Annotated in this window: 16 protein-coding genes; 9 read left to right on the top strand and 7 right to left on the bottom strand. The window is 66.7% G+C overall.

What is annotated here, in order from left to right; genetic code table 11:
- Window positions 1-272 precede the first annotated feature (272 nt).
- A complete protein-coding gene (locus ABZV06_RS16975; RefSeq protein ID WP_355622356.1) occupies window positions 273-1,139 on the top strand; it encodes a metallophosphoesterase in 867 nt (288 codons plus the stop codon).
- Here the strand turns inward: ABZV06_RS16975 and ABZV06_RS16970 are convergent.
- Both ABZV06_RS16970 and ABZV06_RS16965 read right to left on the bottom strand, forming a co-directional pair.
- Window positions 1,129-2,373 carry a helix-turn-helix domain-containing protein gene (locus tag ABZV06_RS16970; RefSeq protein WP_355622353.1) on the bottom strand — a complete coding sequence of 415 codons (1,245 nt, stop codon included), beginning with the start codon at window positions 2,371-2,373 and terminating at the stop codon, window positions 1,129-1,131. The genes ABZV06_RS16975 and ABZV06_RS16970 overlap by 11 nt on opposite strands.
- Window positions 2,363-2,521, bottom strand: a complete 159-nt coding sequence (locus tag ABZV06_RS16965) for a hypothetical protein (protein WP_355622351.1) — start codon at window positions 2,519-2,521, stop codon at window positions 2,363-2,365. The genes ABZV06_RS16970 and ABZV06_RS16965 overlap by 11 nt, the downstream gene beginning before the upstream one ends.
- A 193-nt stretch (window positions 2,522-2,714) precedes the next feature.
- On the opposite strand from ABZV06_RS16965, the gene ABZV06_RS16960 reads away from it, so the two are divergent.
- The gene (locus ABZV06_RS16960; protein ID WP_355622348.1) at window positions 2,715-3,464 is read left to right on the top strand and encodes a helix-turn-helix transcriptional regulator; all 750 of its coding nucleotides are present in this window, start codon (window positions 2,715-2,717) and stop codon (window positions 3,462-3,464) included.
- Window positions 3,465-3,489: 25 nt separating this feature from the next.
- A complete protein-coding gene (locus ABZV06_RS16955; RefSeq protein ID WP_355622345.1) occupies window positions 3,490-3,960 on the top strand; it encodes an NUDIX domain-containing protein in 471 nt (156 codons plus the stop codon).
- Here ABZV06_RS16955 and ABZV06_RS16950 read toward each other — a convergent pair.
- The 3 genes from ABZV06_RS16950 to ABZV06_RS16940 all read right to left on the bottom strand — a co-directional run bounded on the left by ABZV06_RS16950 (window position 3,948) and on the right by ABZV06_RS16940 (window position 9,464).
- Window positions 3,948-4,502, bottom strand: a complete 555-nt coding sequence (locus tag ABZV06_RS16950; RefSeq protein WP_355622342.1) for an HD domain-containing protein — start codon at window positions 4,500-4,502, stop codon at window positions 3,948-3,950. The two genes, ABZV06_RS16955 and ABZV06_RS16950, sit on opposite strands and share 13 nt — an antisense overlap.
- Before the next feature lie 25 nt (window positions 4,503-4,527).
- On the bottom strand, window positions 4,528-7,785 hold the full coding sequence (locus ABZV06_RS16945; RefSeq protein WP_355622339.1) for an NACHT domain-containing protein: 3,258 nt from the start codon (window positions 7,783-7,785) through the stop codon (window positions 4,528-4,530).
- 536 nt (window positions 7,786-8,321) lie between these two features.
- Window positions 8,322-9,464: a hypothetical protein gene (locus ABZV06_RS16940; RefSeq protein ID WP_355622336.1), complete on the bottom strand. Its 1,143-nt coding sequence runs from the start codon at window positions 9,462-9,464 to the stop codon at window positions 8,322-8,324.
- A gap of 264 nt (window positions 9,465-9,728) precedes the next feature.
- Between ABZV06_RS16940 and ABZV06_RS16935 the strand changes: the two genes are divergently transcribed.
- Window positions 9,729-10,181 carry a transposase family protein gene (locus ABZV06_RS16935; protein ID WP_355622333.1) on the top strand — a complete coding sequence of 151 codons (453 nt, stop codon included), beginning with the start codon at window positions 9,729-9,731 and terminating at the stop codon, window positions 10,179-10,181.
- Complete coding sequence (locus ABZV06_RS16930; protein ID WP_355622330.1) at window positions 10,181-10,897, top strand: ISAs1 family transposase; 717 nt, start codon at window positions 10,181-10,183, stop codon at window positions 10,895-10,897. Before ABZV06_RS16935 ends, ABZV06_RS16930 begins: the two co-directional genes overlap by 1 nt.
- A 404-nt stretch (window positions 10,898-11,301) precedes the next feature.
- Here the strand turns inward: ABZV06_RS16930 and ABZV06_RS16925 are convergent, their stop codons facing one another.
- Window positions 11,302-13,680 (bottom strand): discoidin domain-containing protein, encoded by a 2,379-nt coding sequence (locus ABZV06_RS16925; RefSeq protein WP_355622327.1) that lies wholly within the window; start codon window positions 13,678-13,680, stop codon window positions 11,302-11,304.
- A 181-nt stretch (window positions 13,681-13,861) separates the two neighbouring features.
- On the opposite strand from ABZV06_RS16925, the gene rfbD reads away from it, so the two are divergent.
- Window positions 13,862-14,794 (top strand): dTDP-4-dehydrorhamnose reductase, encoded by a 933-nt coding sequence (gene rfbD / locus ABZV06_RS16920; RefSeq protein ID WP_355622324.1) that lies wholly within the window; start codon window positions 13,862-13,864, stop codon window positions 14,792-14,794.
- A 26-nt stretch (window positions 14,795-14,820) separates the two neighbouring features.
- On the opposite strand, the gene ABZV06_RS16915 is transcribed toward rfbD, so the two are convergent.
- The gene (locus ABZV06_RS16915; protein WP_355622321.1) at window positions 14,821-15,873 is read right to left on the bottom strand and encodes an NAD-dependent epimerase/dehydratase family protein; all 1,053 of its coding nucleotides are present in this window, start codon (window positions 15,871-15,873) and stop codon (window positions 14,821-14,823) included.
- Window positions 15,874-16,230: 357 nt separating this feature from the next.
- Here ABZV06_RS16915 and ABZV06_RS16910 point away from each other — a divergent pair, with 357 nt between their 5' ends.
- From ABZV06_RS16910 to ABZV06_RS16900, 3 genes are all read left to right on the top strand, one after another.
- Window positions 16,231-17,184 carry a sugar transferase gene (locus ABZV06_RS16910; protein ID WP_355622318.1) on the top strand — a complete coding sequence of 318 codons (954 nt, stop codon included), beginning with the start codon at window positions 16,231-16,233 and terminating at the stop codon, window positions 17,182-17,184.
- Window positions 17,177-18,742, top strand: a complete 1,566-nt coding sequence (locus ABZV06_RS16905; RefSeq protein ID WP_355243375.1) for a lipopolysaccharide biosynthesis protein — start codon at window positions 17,177-17,179, stop codon at window positions 18,740-18,742. The genes ABZV06_RS16910 and ABZV06_RS16905 overlap by 8 nt, the downstream gene beginning before the upstream one ends.
- Window positions 18,739-19,073: hypothetical protein (locus ABZV06_RS16900; RefSeq protein ID WP_355622315.1), on the top strand; the 335-nt coding region annotated here is incomplete at its 3' end. The genes ABZV06_RS16905 and ABZV06_RS16900, both read left to right, overlap by 4 nt.

Here is a 19,073-nt window from a genome sequence, read left to right as displayed (position 1 = left end):
TGGCACTCACCGCTCCTCAGCCGACGGACGGCACAACCTGCCAGCCAGCATGAACGCTCCGCCGTAAACTCCTATTACGATCATGTTTCAATCGCAGCGTGATCGGGCCGACTCGCCGCCGGGGCATCCTCGAACGTGAATCGACCGGCAACTTCTGACAAAGGCGGCACAGTCGTGGAAACTGCATCGCCCACCGGGACGCCGGCTTGCCGTCCGGAACGAACACGAACCGGGGGGGTACCGATCGGGCCACCGCCGCCTAGCCTCAAGGCGTGAGCGCTTCCCCCCGGCTGCGGGCCGTCAGCGACCTGCACATCAGCTATGCGGAGAACCGCGCGTTCGTCCAGGAGCTACACCCGGACCACCCCGGCGACTGGCTGCTGGTGGCCGGTGACGTGGGCGAAAAGCTCGCCGACATCGAGTGGGCGCTCGAGCTGCTGAGCAGCCGCTTCGCCAGGGTCGTGTGGGCGCCCGGCAACCACGAGCTGTGGACACCGCCGGGCGACCCGCAGCACCTGCGCGGCGAGACCCGCTACCGCGAGTTGGTGGCACTGTGCCGCCGGCTGGGCGTCGTCACGCCCGAGGACCCGTACCCGGTGTGGGACGGCGAGGGCGGCCCCGCCACCATCGCCCCGCTGTTCCTGCTCTACGACTACACGTTCCGGGTGCCCCAGGCGAGCACCAAGCAGGAGTCGCTGGACATCGCGTACGCGGCCGGCGTGGTCTGCACGGACGAGGCGCTGCTGCACCCCGACCCGTACCCGAGCCGCGAGGCCTGGTGCGACGCCCGCGTCACCGAGACCGAGCGCCGCCTCGCCGAGCGCGACCCGGACCTGCCGACCGTGCTGGTCAACCACTACCCGCTGGTGCGCGAACCCACCGACATCCTGTGGTTCCCGGAGTTCGCCCAGTGGTGCGGCACCGTCCGCACCCGCGACTGGCACCTGCGCTTCGGCGCGTCCACGATGGTCTACGGCCACCTGCACATCCCCCGCACCACCTTCTACGACGGCGTCCGCTTCGAGGAGGTCTCGCTCGGCTACCCCCGCGAGTGGCGGCGACGCGGCCCGGTCCCCAATCCCGTCCGCACCATCAACCCCGCCGACGACGTGCGCCGACGCACCTCGGTCACCGGGTAAGCCCGACCACCGTCGCCAGCCGCGCCACGCCGGCCGGCGCCGGCTTGGCACGGGCAACATCGGCGATGAGAGTACGCGCCAGAGGCCGCCCCCGAACCTCAGCCGGCGCGACACTGTCCGCGTCGACAAGCGACCGCGCCGCCCCGCGCAGGTCCCCGGCGTGCACGTAGATCCGCGCGGCGTCGAGCAGGTAGGAACCCCGATACTCGGCCGGCAACCGCCGCCACACCTCCCGGCGAACGACGCTCACATGCCGTGCCAGTGCGCCGTCGACGTCACTCCGCTGCGCTGCGAGGAGCACCCGCGCCATCTCCACGGTGACCGTCCCGAAGCTGGTGCAGTGCGGGTCGTCGTACCCCCGGAGGTCGGTGGCGACGCCCGAGGCCCGGTCGATCAGCTCGGTGGCGTGGCGGTGCTCGCCGCATCCGGCGGCGGCCAGAGCGGCCTGGACCAGCAACGTCCCACCCACCGCCCACGCTCGACGGTCACCCCGCCCTGCGTGCTCGCCCTGTCCCCGTTGATCATGAAGTTGTTGTCGACTTCGATCTCCAAAAGTGCCGCTAACTTCATGATCACTGAGGTGGAGTGTCGGTGGAAGAGCGCGGTTGGCCGCCGTGAGGGTCGCCGACAGGGCCAGGCGGTCCCGGCCCGACGCGCGCAATGCCTGAGCCACCGCGATTGCCGCCGTCGCCGCGAGGACGGGGTCGTCCTGGGCAGCACCCATCGCGCGGTCGGCGGCCAGCCAGGCGAGGTCGGCCTCGTCGAGCTTGACCAGCAGCAGCGCGGTGATCCGGTATGCCTGCACCAGCAGCTCCGGCGACCTTGCGCCCTGGGCAGCGTCAAGCAGACTCGGCACCGCGCGCACCAACTGCGGGTAGTGCGCGTGCTGGTAGGTCAACCAGGCGTGCCCGACCTGCCGCCTCAGCTCGTGCATCTCTGGTGGGTTCGGCGGGGTGTCGTAGCGGGCGAGCGCGGACCGGATGTCGTCCACCCCGGCCGGGGTGCTCGTCGGGGTGCCGGGCGGCTGGCCGAGCAGCACCTCCGGATCGACTCGCAGGACGCCGGCCACCTCCTGAATGACCGAGTACCGGTCCAGGGGGCGAACGCCGCGCTCGATCTTGTCCACCCAGCTCTTCGACCTGCGCAGGCGATCGGCCAACATCTGCTGCGTCATCGACCGCCGCACCCGCCAGCCTGCGACCCGTCGTCCGATCGGCAGCTCATCACTGCTCACGCCGCCACCGCCGGTCCGGGACCGCACGGGTCGCGTCGTCCACGGGTACGCGTTCCGCCTCGGCCTGAGCCAGGATGCGCTGCTTGGCAGCCTCCCGCTCGGCCGCCTCAGCCTGTTCGCCCTTGCTCGCCGTCTCGTCGCCGCGCATGTTCACCTCCGTCGAGTCGTGGGCGCGGCGTCACGTGGGCTCGTCGCGTCCTAACTGGATGACCTGTGTGGTGAATCGAGATTCTGCGAAGTCGTGATGACGAGTTCACCGCGAGTCACGGACGGGTGGGGACGTCCTTGCTAGGGTGAGTCGTCCCCGCTATCGTCCCCGAGGCCACTGAGCAGGAGACGCGATGCCCAACGACCGTCTTCGCAACGGAATGCTCAACAAGGACCTGACAGCATCAGCGCTTGCCGAAAGGGTCGGCGTCGACCCCAAGACTGTCGAACGGTGGGTGACCCAGGCGCGAATCCCGTACCCGCGCTATCGCCACTCCATCGCCGAACTACTGGGCGAGAGCGAGTCGTACCTCTGGCCGGACGCGCTGCCGACGCAGCGGGCCGTGCAGATCAGCCAGTCGGAGCTGGTCCACATCTACCCGCGACGTGGGGCCGTTCCCACCGACCTCTGGCAGCGACTCCTGGAGCAGGCGACTCGGCAGGTTGGTGTCCTGGTCTACGGAGGACTGTTCCTGCCCGAGTTCAACCACCGGTGGATCGCGACCCTGCGCGAGAAGGCGTTGGCCGGAGCGCAGGTTGAGTTGCTGTTCGGCGACCCGGAGGGCGTGCACATCGCCGAGCGCGGGAACGCCGAGGGCATCGGTCCCGCCATGTCCAACAAGATCCTGAACGCGTTGGCCTTTTACAAGGAGCTTCAGGATCTGGACAACGTTGGGATCTACTTCCACGACACGATCCTCTACAACTCCATCTACCGCTTCGACGACGAGATGCTGGTGAACACGCATCTCTACGGCACGCCGGCCGCGTACTCCCCCGTGCTGCATCTACGGCGTCTTGGCGGCGGAGACGTGTTCGACAGCTACGTCGCCAGCTTCAACCGAGTCCTCGGCAAGAAGCGTGCCGTCTGGCCTGCGCACTGAGCCGCCGGCGGTAGGAGACTGAGCCATGGCCCGGATCGAGCACTTCAACACCCCGAACGCTCCGAAGGCGAACCGCATCGTCGTCGCCGTGACCGTCTTCGTTCAGGACGAGCACGGGCGGGTGCTGCTCATCCAGCGGACCGACAACGGCCTGTGGGCGCTGCCCGGCGGGGCCCAGGACTTCGGCGAGTACATCTCCGAGACGGCCGTCCGGGAGACGCGCGAGGAGACCGGCATCGAGGTGGAGGTGACCGGTGTGGTCGGGGTCTACTCCAACCCGAATCATGTGGTCGAGTACAACGACGGTGAGGTAAGGCAGCAGTTCTCGATCTGCTTCCGCGCCCGATACTTGAGCGGAGCGCCAACGACTAGTGACGAGTCTTCGGCAGTGCAATGGGTCGCCCGCGACGGGCTGGCCGAGCTATCAATCCACCCATCCATGCGGCTCCGCATGCAGCATGGCTTTGTAGGAGAAAACCAGCCCTACATCGGTTGAGCGACCATCCGGTCCTGCGTCCGACGTACGGCTTCAATCAACGCTGGCTCGGCCTTCCGCCAGAACCCCGTGACTAGATGATCTGGGCCGTATCGCTCACGGATCTCGGCCAGCCGCTCCTCGGTGGTAAGATCCTGGCCGTCGGGTCCGGTGGTCATGTCCGCGTACCAGAGCGCATCAGAGGCGGACGACTCCTCAAGGGGAAACTCTGCGGCTAGGACCGCACCCAACCCTCGCTCATGCGCTTCGTAGGAAGCACACGAATGATGTGCAACGAGACCGGCCAGGCGCCGGCCAAACCCTTGCCGGAGTAACCAGCGTGCCCCATCCAGCGAGTGGAACCCGGTATCGGCGATTTCCACCGCGTAGCCGATGTCGTGTAGCCACGCGGCAGCGTGGAGGATGGCGGCGTCGTCGCCGGCCAATGATCTAAGACCTCCAGCCTTAGCCGCGACAGCCTCCACATGAGACCAACGGCGCGGCAAACTGAGGGCTAAATACTGCTCGGCAACCTGTCTCGCGCGCACAACAACGTCAACCACCCTGCCAGGGTACGGCCTTCCCCGACTACTGGTCTATGGCATCGGATCTTGCTCGGTGAGAGAGATGCCCGTTGATCACGACTTCTGTCTTGGAATGACGTGGAAGATTGTTGGAAAGTTCTTGAATCAAAGTTGGTAGTTGCGCGCCCCGATAGTACTGCACTTTATGCCCGCGAGTGAGTTCGCGCCATTTGGTCGATCGCACCCTCTCCAAGGTGAAGATAGCAATTTCCAATCGCCGCAAAGAGGGCAATGATCGAAGTGTGCGCAATGCGCCGAACTCTATTTGGGGGTAGCCATATTCGAGTCCGGCCGACAATACAACGTCTCGCAGGTCATCATCCGCCACGACAACGCGCAGCGTCTCCAATTCTCCCATCGTTCGCAAAATCTCTAGTTCTGTCGGCGAAGGCCATCCGGAAACCGAGAGCTCACGCAGGTTTTGGAGATGACTGACTACAGCAGTACTAGCGCGCCGCCAGTTCTGCTCCTTATTGAAGCCGGAGAAACTTGCCCAGGCTAGATCGCGATGTGTGTAGTCAATCGCAGAAGCCATCCATGGCGAGGCTAACAAATCTATTCGCTCCACGGCGCAGGTTGCTGCAAGCAGCTTGACGCCATTGGCGACCATCGTCTGATCTATAGTTAAACGTCGAAGTTTCGGTAGTGTGTTCAGTGCTTCTATACATCCCTCGACACTCGAACCGTGCTGGATTCCTAGCACAGCGACCTCTTCGAGTTCTAAACCCGAGATGCTTGATATTCCCTCAGCTATATTGGACCTGAAAAGTATAAGACTGCGAAGCAATTCGCATCTTCGTGTAAACTTGAGGTCACTCAGATTTGCCGGACCCAACATTATCGCCCTCAAAGCCGGGTGGCGACTAAGCTGGTGAAGGGAATCTGACACTCCCTCAATTAATATGTCTGTGAGTGCAGTAAGTTTCGCGGCCGATCGAAGTTGCCGCTCAGTGCGCACGTGAACCGTAACGTCGTCTAGCCGCATACCGTTTAAGACGGTTTCCGCATAGGCCTCGACGGCAGCGTCGGGCCAATCAGCCGCCAGCTTTCCTCGTATGGCTCGGCTGTTTGACCGTCCAATTCTCGCGAGAACCGGCAACGTATCTTCGATATCGAAGCGATTCACAGCATCGATCAACAGAGTGCCTTCCCTGTCGGTCAACGACGTCGGATCAGGGATGACGTCAAGAATAACCTCGCCAGCCGCAGCGACTAGGTCGACCTGCCGCTCGTCTTCGGGCACGACCAGGCGTGAGGCCTTTTCTCGAACGGTCTCAACCAACTCCGGGTCCAACGCACCGGGGTGTTCCAAGCAGGAAACCGCTAACAGATACAACGGCCGACGAATCTCCTCAACCCTGTCGCCGCGCTCAAGTAAACCTCGGATGATCCTTTCACGCTCATCTCGCCGGCCGTGACCTATCGCCATGACGATCACCTCCCGCCAGTGATCCTCATGCGCGTGAAGGAGCATCGAGTCGATATCGCCCTCGTCGAGAATTGCGCGTGCCGCGAGGTACTCCTGAAATGTCTTGTGAAGGAAGTCGACAACCCCGACTACGGGTTCGCGCAAGACCCCGGATCGGAGCAAGAGGAAGTCGAGCACATCCGCAGGCTTAGCTTCCACGTACGGCATGGCTTGCATATATCGAGATATCCTCGCAGCCGCAGCGCCGCGTTCGCAGTCCGACCAGCCGTTCCGGACCAACCAGTATGCAAGCTGGCCGAGAAGCGCCTCCTGGTCCTGCTGAGAAAGCGTTAGCCGGTCCGCACTAATACCCCTGGCTTCGTCGCGCCGCACTAGAAGCATTTCGAGTGCGGCGCTGTAGAGGCCCATGCGATCCTGGGGCAACTGTCGATAACGTTCTAGGTGAAGGGCGCAAATCAGAGCGCACAGCAGAGGATTCGTTGCGAGCCGCCGCAAATCACGACGGCGGGCAAGTTTCTCTAGTAGCTCGGTTTCGTACATCTTGATCGATTGGCTGGTGTCATCTCGGACAGCAGTAATTGCCGTGTGCCATTGACCTACGAAAGTTCGAACGTCTGCAGCACCCATCGGAAGCAGCATGAAGGTTTCGAAGCCGTCGGGAACGAGAACCTTGCCGTCTACCGCCGGAGGCCGCGAGGTAATGACATACGTCGCCTCCGGGTACGTCACGACCAAGTCGTGTAGCCAGATCCAGACGTCTCCTCGCCTACTGCGTGGCAACTCATCAACGCCGTCAATAAGGATAAGGGCTCGGCCAGATCGCATAACGGAGGCCATCCATGTCGAAGGCGCCTCGTAGGATAGCGCTGGAGCAACCTCGCGTGGAAAAAGAGCTGGGGAAGGCAGATCTTGCAGGGCATACCGTCGGAGTGGCACCAGAAATGGAATAGCTCCAACCCATCCGACTGGAAGGTTCTGTGGAGCCTGTACAGAATTGACAGCGAGCCACTGGAGGAGGGTGGTTTTGCCTGATCCTGCTTCTCCCCGAATTAGTACCCGTTTGGCGTCGGCTAGTGCCTCATGAACCCTAAGTCGGTCAGCGCTAACCCGGCCACCTCGTGCTACCGATTCGGGGGCGGCATGAAGACTGAGGTACGCGGTGCTTAGAGAGTAGGCGTCGCTGTGCCTAAGAGTCACCCCGAACAATTGGAGACCATCAAGCTTTTTAAGCACCAGGTCGAGATATCGCCGTTCGAAGTCCTCGATCACCTGCGGCTCGGTAGTGACGGCTAGGTCCTTCACCGATGAAGCGATTTCGCCAGTCCGGCGAATTAGCTCCAGTTGTATTCGCCGCGTAAACTCGGGCTGCCGACTAACGAACTCGACGATTTGCCACGAACACTCCCTAAGGATTCGTTCGTACGCCATCGACTGACTCTCGTTGAGCGCAGCTCTGTCGATGCGCCCATGGTCTTGTGCGCGGCACTCGCGATAGAGGCGCTCCGGATCCAAGTCCATCGCAATAAGCATCGTCGCGGTAATCGGAGATATTTGGGCAAGAGTGTCGCAGGCGGCGCTCACTGCGGCCTCCCATTCTTCGCCCGCTAAATCACCGAATTCGATCTCATGAACGGCAGTCAGCGTTGTCCCTACCTGCTCGGCAAGCTTCTTGCTCAACGTGCGGGTCAGGTTGCCGACTCTTCGCCCTGGTAATTTCACCTGCCCCTCTGGATATAGGGGCTTTGCCACTGATCCGGCTCCAACCGGCCGTTCTATGGCCGCTCGCACAAGCGTGCCGATCGCAGGTCCAAGGAGCTTGGAAAGGTCCACCATGAAACCTCCAACGGCTCCGGCTGTGGGTTCACTCATTGTGCCCTATCGGGTCCACCAAGTCACTCCATAACCGGAACACACTAAAAGGCTAGATTTGGTCCATCCTGCCGTAGTTGCCCTGTGAAGACTTTTTGTACGAGATCAAGGCGGCCGATTCGCAGGCCGCTCGCGCCGCCGAACCTGGGCTGGGCCGAGGTTCGGCCCGCCGCGCCTATGGCCTTCGACGCAGCGCGACGGTGACAGCCTGCCGGCAGCGTTACCTACGAAGAAGCCCCGGGCCGCCACGATCGCTGGCAGTTCCGGGCCGTCAAGTGGTGGAAACACAGGCAGTGCCTCCGGCAGGGCGCTCGGGCGCTCTGGGATGGTAGCCGCATTCCCGACGACCTCCGTCCAGGCCGAAGCCGAGCAGTTGGGGCTGTCCGGTCAAGGTCGTTCAGACGGCGTGGGTGCTCCCCCTGTTCTACTGTGCGGACGAAGGCCGCCGGGATGGCTAGCGGGCGTTGCAGGCAGCGGCTGGTGTCGCAACAGGCCATTGATCATTGGACGGCGGCTCGCGGGGTGGCAGTCCATTGCAAGAAGGTTGGATGTGGGCCTGTGAACAGAGTCTTGTCCAGAGGCAGTGTGCCGAACCCGTCAGATCTAACAAGGATGATCGTCATGGGTGGGACTCCATCTGCCAGGTCCCGCACACCCAATGCTTGTTCGATTTCCCGAAACGCTAGGTCTCGTAGCTTGGAGTTCTGAAGGTCGGGAGAAACGAAGAAGATGACTGGGCGGAAGGGTCCGTTAAACTCCTTGTGCGTCGAATAGCTTGCGGTTCGGGCCCATTCGATCGCTTGTAGAACCCGCCTTCGTACGGCTGTGGTGCTCAATCCGCTGAGCGTGGTGACATCTACGGCCAGGTGTGGCATGTCGTCGATGTCCGAGGTCACGACAAAATCTGCTCTCTCGCGACCGAACCGGACACCGCGGACGTAGTCAAGCTTCCCCTCGTATAGGCGCTCCAGGTACAGCAGCGCCTCTTCCTGTGCTTGAATGTAGGCGAGCATTCCGCGGATTTCTTTAGTGCCCGCGTTCCTCTTCACGATCTGGAGCGCTTCGATGTTTGCGCGCGTGCCGCTTGACATCGTGGGGGCGGTTCCCTCGTTCGCCGTATCCGAGGGTTTCCGAGGGTTGGGCAGGTCCTCGGCTGTGGCACTCTGGGAATTGTCCGCTGTCGGCGCAGCCTCTTCCGCTTCTGAAGACTGATCGATCGCGTCGACCGTCTCGTCGTCGGTCTCCTTGTTCTGGCGGATCGAGGAACGAATTTCGTGTCTAATTCTTTCCTGCTCCAGCTTTACGGACGTCAGGTCTTCGGACTCTCGCTCGTTCAGGCGGTCTTGTCGCGTCTTCCATATGGTGCCGCCGATGAAGATCAGCAAGAGGCCTATCGCCCCGAGCGCGATCGAGGCATGCGGCCAATGGTTAATGACCCACAAGGCTTGCCTCTGTTGTTCCAGGACGGCGGACTTAGAATCCGGGCTCAATTCGGCAAGCTGCTTTTGTGTCACCATGACGGCCTTCTGGGACCGCAACAGGAGTACGGGGAGCGCAACCGCCGAGGCTAGAGATAAGCCGCCAGCGCTCACGAGGAACTTGTGAAACTCGCTGAACTGAAGGCTAGGAAGCACGAGCCACACTACCCCATCCTCGACCGGTCGCTCCCCTGGACAGGCCGGTAGCATCCGGGGATAGGGCGCCTAAAACAGTGCTTTTCAGGTTGTGCCCGGACGGCCGGCGCGTAGGCGCGTCGGCGTGGCTAGCAGGGCTCCGGCAAAGTCGTGGCGGTGTCTGACTTGTGAGGCTTGGAGTAGAAGCGCCGCTGTTGGTGGCAGCGAGACGGGCATGACCTGTTCGGAAGATCATCAAGGTTCCTACGCCATGCTGATCGCCCGAAGTGAGTCATGCCCGCGCTGCCATCATCGCTGATCTCGTCCCTGTCCTGCGCACCGGCTCTGACCATTGCCGAAACCGCCGGTGGGCTGCCCGAAGCACTCGCCGGTCTGCCTGATCCACGCGCCAGGCGAGGTGTCCGGCACCGGCTGACGGTCGTGGTCACCGCAGCAGTGTGTGCCGTGGTCGCCGGTTACCGCTCGTACGCGGCGATCGCCGAATGGGTCGCCGACGTTCCGGCCACGACGGCTCTCGCCCTGGGCATGACTGCCGACCGGCGCCCATCGGAGGCGATGATCCGTCGACTGCTGCAGGCCATGGACCCGCAGCTCCTGACCGCGGCGATCAGTGTCTGGCTCGCCGGCCGGGCCACCGCCACCACCTCGACGGCTGGCCGGGCGATCGCCGTAGACGGAAAACCCTGCGCGGCTCACGCACCACGGACACCGTCGCCCGCCACGTGATGGCCGCGTGCGACCAGGCCACTGGCGTGGTCCTGGCCAGCATCGACGTCGACGGCAAGACCAACGAGATCACCCGGTTCGCGCCGCTGCTCGACCAGATCAGCGACCTGCACGACACCGTGATCACCGCTGATGCCCTGCACTGCCAACGCGAGCACGTCACCTACCTCGCCGAACGCGGCGCGCACTGGATCCTGACCGTCAAAGGCAACCAGCCCCACCTGCACGCCCAGCTCACCGCGCTGCCCTGGCGGGCAGTTCCCGACGCCACCCGCGATACCGACCGTGGACACGGCCGCCGCGAGATCCGCAGCTGCAAGATCCTGAGCGTCTCCACCGGCATCGACTTCCCGCACGCCGTCCAAGCCATCCAGATCCGTCGCCGCAGACGCCGCCTGGACCAGCCGAAACGCTTCACCACCGAGACCGTCTACGCCATCACCGACCTGCGCGTCCACCAGGCGAAACCGGCACAACTAGCCGCCTGGGTCCGCGGCCACTGGTCGATCGAGAACAAGGTCCACTGGGTTCGCGACGTTACCTACGACGAGGACCGCAGCCAGATCCGCACCGGCACCGGACCCGAAGTCATGGCCGCTCTACGCAACGCCGCGATCGGCGCCCTGCGCCTGACCGGAGTCACCAACATCGCCGCCGCCAACCGACATCACGCCCGCGACAGCACCCGCCCGTTGACACTGCTCGGCATCACCTAACGACTTTGCCGGGGCCCTGGCGTGGCTAGCGCCGCATCAGGGCGGCCGGGGCGTGCAAGGCTTCGCGCGGTGTGTGGCCGCTGAGCATACGTACACCAGTGAAGTACAGCAACCGACAAGACCGTGCGGAACGACTGCAACCACCATCAGACCGTCGACCAGCGGTGGGAGCCGACCTCCCTACTGCCGATCTCTGGGCTCCAGGGCTCGTCAGCTCGATCGGTCGATCTCGACACATGCCAGGAGGCCGTACGGGGCGTTTTCGAATGCAGTGGCCTCAGGGGCGGCTTGCGTCGACGGCGAAGACCTTCATCCTGGCCGAGGCTCCAGTTCTGATCTTAAGAGTGTGCTGCCCGCCCGATGGGCGGCCGCCGGTCGGCGTCCGGCGGCCGCCCCACGTCCGGTCAGCTGGCATACACCTCCAGTGCCGCCAGTTGCCCGGCCGGCCAGCCGGTGTTACCGGTAACGGTGATCCGCACATAGCGAGCCTGCGCGGCACCGAACGTCAGCGACACCGAGTTGCCCGTCGACGGATCGAACGTCCGCCCCGCCGCCCCAACCAACGTCCCAAAGCTCGAACCGTCCGTACTGCCGGCAACGGCGACGGTCTGCGTCCGAGCACCCCACGCCGACGACGGCGGCAGCTTCAGCACCACCCGTCCGACCGTGCGCGCAGCGCCCAGGTCGACCTGCACCCACTGCGGGAACGCGTTGTTGGCGCTCTCCCAGTAGCTGTTGGCGTCGCCGTCGACCACGTTGCCGGAGCCGTAGCTCTGGACGTGGCTGCTCTCCGAGGTGGACCGGCCGCGGGCCAGGTCAGAGTTGGCGGCGGCGTCGGTGGTCACCGTGACGGCGTTCGACGCGGACGAGGTGTTGCCGCCGGCGTCGCGGGCGACGACGGTGAAGGTGTACGAGGTGGACGCGCTGAGCCCACTCACGGTGGCGGTGGTGCCCGTGACCGTGGCGACGACCGTGCCGCCCTGGCGTACCTGGTAGCCGGTGACGCCCTTGTCGTCGGTCGACGCCGTCCAGGCCAGGGACACGCTGCTCGACGTCTTGACGGTCACGGCGAGACCGCTGGGGGCGGTCGGCGGGTTGTCCGTGGTGCTGCTGGAGCCGTACACCTCGACCTTGGCGAGCTGGCCCGCCGGCCAGCCGGTGTTACCGGCGATGCTCAGCCGGACGTAGCGGGCCGTGGTGGTCGTGAGCGTGCGGCTGACGGTGTTGCCGGTCGCCGGGTCGAAGGCGAACGCCGAGGCCCCGGTTATGGTCGAGAAGGAGCTGCCGTCGACGCTGCCCTGCACGGTGATGGTCTGGGTACGCGCGCCCCAGCCGGCGGGGAGCCGCACCACGAGCCGGCTGACCTGCTGGCTGGCGCCCAGGTCGACCTGCCACCACTGCGGGAACGCGCCGCTGCCGCTCTCCCAGTAGCTGCCGGCGTCGGAGTCCACCGCGTTCGACGCGGTGAACGATCCGTTCTGGCTGCTGGCCGAGGCGGACCGGCCGGCCGCGAGGTCGCCGCTGGTCGGGGGCGGGGTGCCGACAGTCGGCGGGGTGGGGCGTGTGGCGGTGAGGGCGAGCTGGCCCTTGAGCATCCGGCCACCGTCGCCGGTGATGCGCAGGTAGTAGTCGGAGGAGCAGGCGACGCCGTCCTCGTCCAGGGCCCGGATGTTCGCGCCGGCCGGGGTGGTCGCCTGCGTCTCGGACGTCTTGGCGATCTGGTTGCCCTCGTTGTACTCGTCGAACATCGACACGTAGAGGCCCTGGGAGCCGAGCCGGACCATGTTGTAGATGTGCCGCCAGTAGAAGTCGCCGTGCTTGCGGTGCCCGCCGGCCAGGTCGCCGGGCATCACGCAGGGCAGATAGTCGATGCCGCGGGCCGCGCAGTCGGCGATGTCGCCGACGTTGACGTTGTTGTAGTACGAGTCGAGTTCCTCCACCGTCCTGGCCCGGTAGACCATCCACGGTGAGATCGCGTGGAACGCGTGGTAGACGTCGAGGAAGCCGGCGCGGGAGTCCTCGATCCCCTGCCGCCACCAGGTGGGCACGCCGCCGATGACGTAGCAGCCCTGCGCCTTGAACCAGTTGATGACCTCCAGGCACGGCCCGGGGGTGAAGGGTCGGCTGGACTCGCTGAAGCCGAAGCCCCAGATGCAGACGACGGGCTTGCCGTTCTGGCGGGCGTACGCGCTGGACGCGGTGTGCGTCGACATCTTCGTCAGCCAGTCGGTCTTGATGTCGGACTGCATGGTGAGCCAGTCGGTGACGTCGTACATGATGTAGAACTTGCGGCTGTAACGCTCGGCCGCCGAGCGAACCTTGAGCGTCATGGCGTCGCGGGTCGGCCCCTCGTCGCCCGTCGGGTTGAAGCGTTGCAGGGCGGCGGTGTCGCAGCCGTACTCCTGCATCCAGCGGAAGTGGGTGTCCACGGTCTGCTGGTCGTAGGAGGAGAAGAGGGTGGCCGGCGACCCGTTGCCCAGGTTCGGGTACGCGGTGGGATAGCTGCGCGTGTACTCGCGCATGTCCGGCCAGGACACGATCGTGGTGTTGCTGGGCGAGGGCGGCTGGAACCGGTCGCGGCTCCAGTGCCACCAGCCGCCGATCGGCGCGGAGTCGCCGGGGGCGCTGAACCAGCCCTGGTAGCCGACAGTGACCTTGCCGACCACGTCCCCGGGAGGACTGGCGGCCTGGGCGGGGCTGGCGAGGAGCTTCGTGGTGGAGGCGGCGGCGAGGGCGGAGCCCGCCAACACGGACGTGACGAACCTGCGGCGGGTTACCGCCATGGCGACCACTCCTTCGGGACGGAAGGCATTGACGGCCATCGTGGCAGTTCCGAATGCGGTTCAGCAAGAGTGGGATTGATCAATGCAAAAATTCGTCAGGTTCCGGGAAGCAGCGCGAGCCTGTCATGTTTCGTGCCTTGAAAGTGCCGCTTGGATGTTTTGTACGTTTTATCCTTTTTCGATGGACATAGCAGCTCGTTGGTTGGTGACCGGAGCGCACGGCATGCTGGGTCGGGACATGGTCGACGCGCTCGCACACCACCCCGGCGCGTCCGTCACCGTCGCCGACCACGCCACGCTCGACGTCACCGATCCCGCGGCGGTCGCGCGCCTCGTGCCGGGCCACGACATCGTGGTCAACGCCGCCGGCTGGACGAATGTGGACGCCGCCGAGGAGGCCGAGGACGAGGCGACAGCCGTCAACGGCACGGCCGTGGGCCACCTGGCCCGGGTCTGCGCGGGCTCCGGGGCCTGCCTGCTGCACATCTCGACCGACTACGTCTTCGGCGGCGCCGCCCGCAGCCCCTACCAGGAGCACGAACCCACCGGTCCGGTGAACGCGTACGGCAGGAGCAAACTCGCCGGTGAAGAGGCGCTGCGGCAGTTCCTGCCCGAGCAGGGGTACATCGTCCGTACCGCCTGGCTGTACGGCGAACACGGGCGCAACTTCGTCGCCACCATGCTCGCCCAGGCCGCCGAGTCCCGCGTGGTGCGGGCGGTGGCGGACCACACCGGCCAGCCGACCTGGAGCCGGGCGCTGGCCCGGCAGTTGGTGGAGCTGGGCCAGGCGGCCCACGCCGGGGTGGCACCGCCGGGGATCTACCACGGCACCAGCACGGGCCACTCGACCTGGTACGACCTGACCCGTGCGCTGTTCGACCTTGCCGGGCTGGACCCGGAGCGGGTCCAGCCCGTGTCGCACACGATGTTTCCCCGCCCCGCGCAGCGTCCCGCCTACGGCGTGCTGGGGCACGGGCGGTGGCGGGTGGCCGGGGTGAGCCCGCAGGCGCCGTGGCGGGAGCAGCTCGAGGAAGCGTTGCGGACACCGGTGTTCGCCGCTCTCGCCGGGACCGCCCGCGCCCGCTCACCGCGCCTCGAGACGTCGGGGCGGTAACCGCACGGCGCGGGCGTCCCGACGCCTTACTGGGTCGCCGCCACCGGGTCGAGGTCGCGCGCCTGGGTGAGGACCCGGCCGCCGTGCCGGCGACGGGCGTCCCGCACCGTCATCCGCACACCCTCGGTGAGGCCGACCTTCGGGTACCAGCCGAGCAGCTCACGGGCCTTGCGGATGTCGAGCGCCATGGCGCGTACCTCCCCCGGCCAGGGCAGCGGCTCGTAGCGGGCCGCGGCCTCCACGCCGCACGCGTCCCGGACGGCGTCGTACACCTCGTTGATGCTGGTCTGCCGCCCCGAGGCGATGTTGACCATCCCCGCCCCCGGGTGGTGCGAGGCGACGGCAACCGCCTCGGCGACGTCACTGACGTGGATGAAGTCCCGGGTCTGCGCGCCGTCGTCGTAGATGACCACCTGCCGACCACGGACCAGGGCATCCGCCATGAGGGACACGACACCGCAGTCGCCGCCCTCCTGCCGGGGGCCGTAGACATTGCCGAAGACCATCGAGGTGTACGCCAGGCCGTGCTGCCGCCCGTACCAGTCGAGGTAGTGCGCGGCGGCGGCCTTGCTGATGCCGTACGGGCTGACCGGCGCGATCGCGTGGTCCTCACGGATCGGCAGCTCGTTGGCGGGGACCCCGCCGAAGATGGCGCTGCTGGCCGCATTGATGACCAGCCGTACCCCGCTACGGACGCAGGCGTCGAGCACGTTGACGGTGCCGAACACGTTCACGTCGGCGTCGTACAGGGGTGAGCGGCGGGCCGCGGGAACGCTGGGCTGCGCGGCCAGGTGCACCACCACCTCAGGCTGCCACTGGTGCACGATCTCCAGCCCCTCTGGAGTGCGGATGTCGCCGGTCACCACGTCGGCCTCGGTCAGCCCGCCGTACGCGGCGTCGGCGAGGTTCTCCAACCGCCCGGTGGTGAAGTTGTCGAGGACGCGCACCTCGCTTCCCATCAGCATCATCCGGGCGACCACGTGGCTGCCGATGAAGCCGGCGCCGCCGACCACCAGAACGCGACGGGGCACCGGGATTGCCGACGGTTCGGGACCGACGGCGATGTCTGGCAGGACCATCTGGAACTCCTCGGTACGACAGGGCCGTCGGTCGGTGCCGACAACCCGGGCTCGGGCCATCAGCGCGGACCTAGAACGCCTGAAAGGGAACCTTTCACCACCCAGGTTGCCGTCATATAGCCATGCTCGTCCCCAGAATCCTTTTTTTGCCGTTTTGACCCTCTTGGGGTTTTTGTCCTTGAGACTTGCTCCCGGGGTGCTGGCTGGCATGCCCGCGAGTCCCTTACCGAGGAGGTCGACGCGTTGAGGAAGACCCGGGGTCCCATCGCTGCGGGCCACTCTCCGGCGTCGCTCCACCGCGCCGACGTCCCGACCGGTATCGGTGCGGTGTCGCGGTCACCGGCGGGAGTCCACCAGGTGTCCGTCCACCGCGCCGAGCGGCGCGAGCGGGCCCCGAGGCCGGATCAGAGCAGCCGGCGGGTACGCGTGGTCGTCATCGAGCCGAACGACGTCGCTGCCGTGCCCGACCGGCTCGACGAGGAGTTCGACGTCGCCGCCCGGCTGCCGATGCCGCCGCGCGCCGAGGACGTGGCGGCGGTCCTCACCCGTGTCCGCCCACGACTGCTGCTGCTCAAGCACTCCCTGGAGAGCGTCGACGAGCGCCTGATGACCAGTTGCCTGAGCGCCGGAGTCGAGATCCTGGTGTTGGCACGACCGGTCTACGGCCTGCTGCGCGCGCCGGCGATGGCCCGTTTCGGCGGGCTGCCCTGGATCCGCCTCGGCTCCGGCGCGGGCCGACCTCGGCACGAACGCCTCAAGCGCGCCTTCGACCTCGCCGTGATCCTGCTCAGCGCCGTCGTGGTGATCCCGCTGATCGCGGCGATCACCGCCGTGGTCTCGTTCACCGGTCCGCCGTTCTACCTCCAGGAGCGCGTCGGCGCGGGCGGCCGGCTGTTCCGGCTGGTCAAGTTCCGGACCATGCGGGTCGGCGCGGAACGGGCCACCGGACCCGTCCTCGCCCAGCCGGACGACGCCCGGATCACCCGGCTCGGACGCTGGCTACGACGCTCCCGTCTCGACGAGCTGCCCCAACTGTGGAACGTCGTACGCGGCGAGATGAGCCTCGTCGGCCCACGCCCCGAACGCCCGGAGTTCATCGCCGGCTTCGAACGCCTGCCGCACTACGACCTGCGGCACCTGATCCGTCCGGGGCTGACCGGCATCGCGCAGCTCACCGGCGGCTACGCGGCCACCGTGGAGGACAAACTCCGCTGCGACCTGCTCTACCTCAACTGCCGCTCGATGCGGGTCGACCTGGCCCTGCTGCTGCTGACCGTCGTCGAGCTGTTCCGGGGGTTCCCCCGTGGGTAGCGCCACCGACACGGTCGACACCCGGGTCACCCGCAACACGGCCAGCATGCTGGGCGCGCGGGTGGTCATGGCGGTGTCCGGGCTGGTCTCGGTGCCGGTCGTCTACCAGAGCCTCGGGTCCCGCGAATTCGGCGTCTGGATCGTGCTGGCCGGCCTGCTGGCCATGGCCGCACTGGTCGATCTCGGACTCGGCTCCGCGCTGGTGCGCGAGGTCGCCAAGGCCGTGAGCGCGGCGGACCGTGACCTGGTGCGCCGGCTACAGGGGCTGACGCTGGGCTGGGCCGCGCTGCTCGGACTGCTCACCGTGGGGGCGCTCGGCGTCTGCTGGCCGTGGCTCACCGGGCTGCTGCGGCTGGGCGACCTCGCCGACGAGGCCTGGCACGCCACGCTCTGGCTGGTCCTCGGCCTGGTGGCCGGTGCCGTCGAGCTGCCCTGGCGTGCCGTGCTCGAAGGCGGCCAGCGGTACGGGTCGCTCGCCGCGATCAGCGCCAGCACCGCCGTGCTCGGCGCCGCACTGGCAATCCTGGTGGTACGCCTCGGCGGCGGCCTGGCGGCGCTGGCCGCCTCCGCCGCCGCGACCGGCGCGATCCGTACGCTCCTGCTCGCCGGGGCCGCCCACCGGCAACGCCCGGACCTGTCGCCACGCTGGGGACGGCTGGGCCTGCCCGACGCACGCCGGATCGGCGGCTACGGCATGCGGGTGCAGGTGTCCGCCGGGGCCGGCATGGTCAACGTGGAACTCGACCGCCTCGTCCTCGCCGGGGTCTTCGGCCCCGCCGTCGCCGGCGACTTCGACCTGGGCAGCCGCCTGCTCAACCTGCTGCGCCTACCACCGAGTCTCGCCCTCGTCGTGCTGTTCCCGGCCGCTGTCGCCCGCTCGGTCAACCGCGGCGCCGGCATGTCGGACCGGTTCTACCTGGCGGCCACCCGATACCTGGCGCTGTTCCTCGCCCCGTCCGCCGCAGCCCTGATGGTCAGCGCCGACCCACTGGTCCGGCTCTGGCTGGGACACCAGGTCCCCTGGGCCACGGTGAACATCCTCGTGCTCACCCCCGCCTACGCCCTCAACCTGATCAGCGGGGCGACAACCATCATGGCCCGGGCCGAGGGCCGACCCGGGCTGGAGACGCGGTACGTGCTGCTCTCCGTCGTGCTCAATGTGGCCCTCACGGTGCCGCTGATCTGGCTCTGCGGGCCGCTGGGCGTACCCCTGTCGACAGCCCTGGCCGTGGTGCTCAGCACCGCGTACTTCCTGGTCTACTTCCACGCGGCGACGGCCCGGCGGCTGACGCCGCTGGTACGGGTGATCTGGCCGCCGATCGCCGTGGCGGTCGCGGCCGGACTGGTTGCCAGCGCGGCGAGCCGCTACCTGCCGGACGGCCCCGGGCGACTCGACGCCGCCCTCGCCGTCTCCAGCCGCGCGGGCCTGACCCTGCTCGTCGCCGCCGCGTTGCTGGCCGTCGGCGGACACCTCAGCGCGAGCGACCGGACGCGGCTGCGCCGGCTGTTGCGTGCTCCCTCGGCCGTCCTGGCCCCGACGGCAGGTGGCCCGCGATGAGCGTGGACCGCAGTACCGCCCGATGCCTCGTCTGTGGGCCGCGGCAGGACCACCGACCCGAACTCGGTGGGCTGCTGCGCCGCTGCGCGGCCTGCGGGTTCGCCTGGACCGCGCAGGAGCAGGCCGAGGCGGACGGGCGCTACGACGAGGACTACTTCGCCGACGGCGGCTACGACGACTACTTCCGGGCCGGACCACGCCGGTTCGAGGCGGGCCGGCGGCTGCGGTGGCTGCGCTCGGCAACCCGACCCACCACCCTCATCGAAGCCGGCTGCGCCGGCGGCTACTTCCTCGAAGCCGCCCACCACGCCGGCATCAACGCCACCGGCAT

The sequence above is a fragment of the Micromonospora sp. NPDC005172 genome (assembly GCF_040608555.1).
Taxonomy (GTDB): Bacteria; Actinomycetota; Actinomycetes; order Mycobacteriales; family Micromonosporaceae; genus Micromonospora.
The sequence above is the reverse complement of the archived record's forward strand: the minus strand, read 5'-3'. Positions and strand labels throughout refer to the sequence as shown.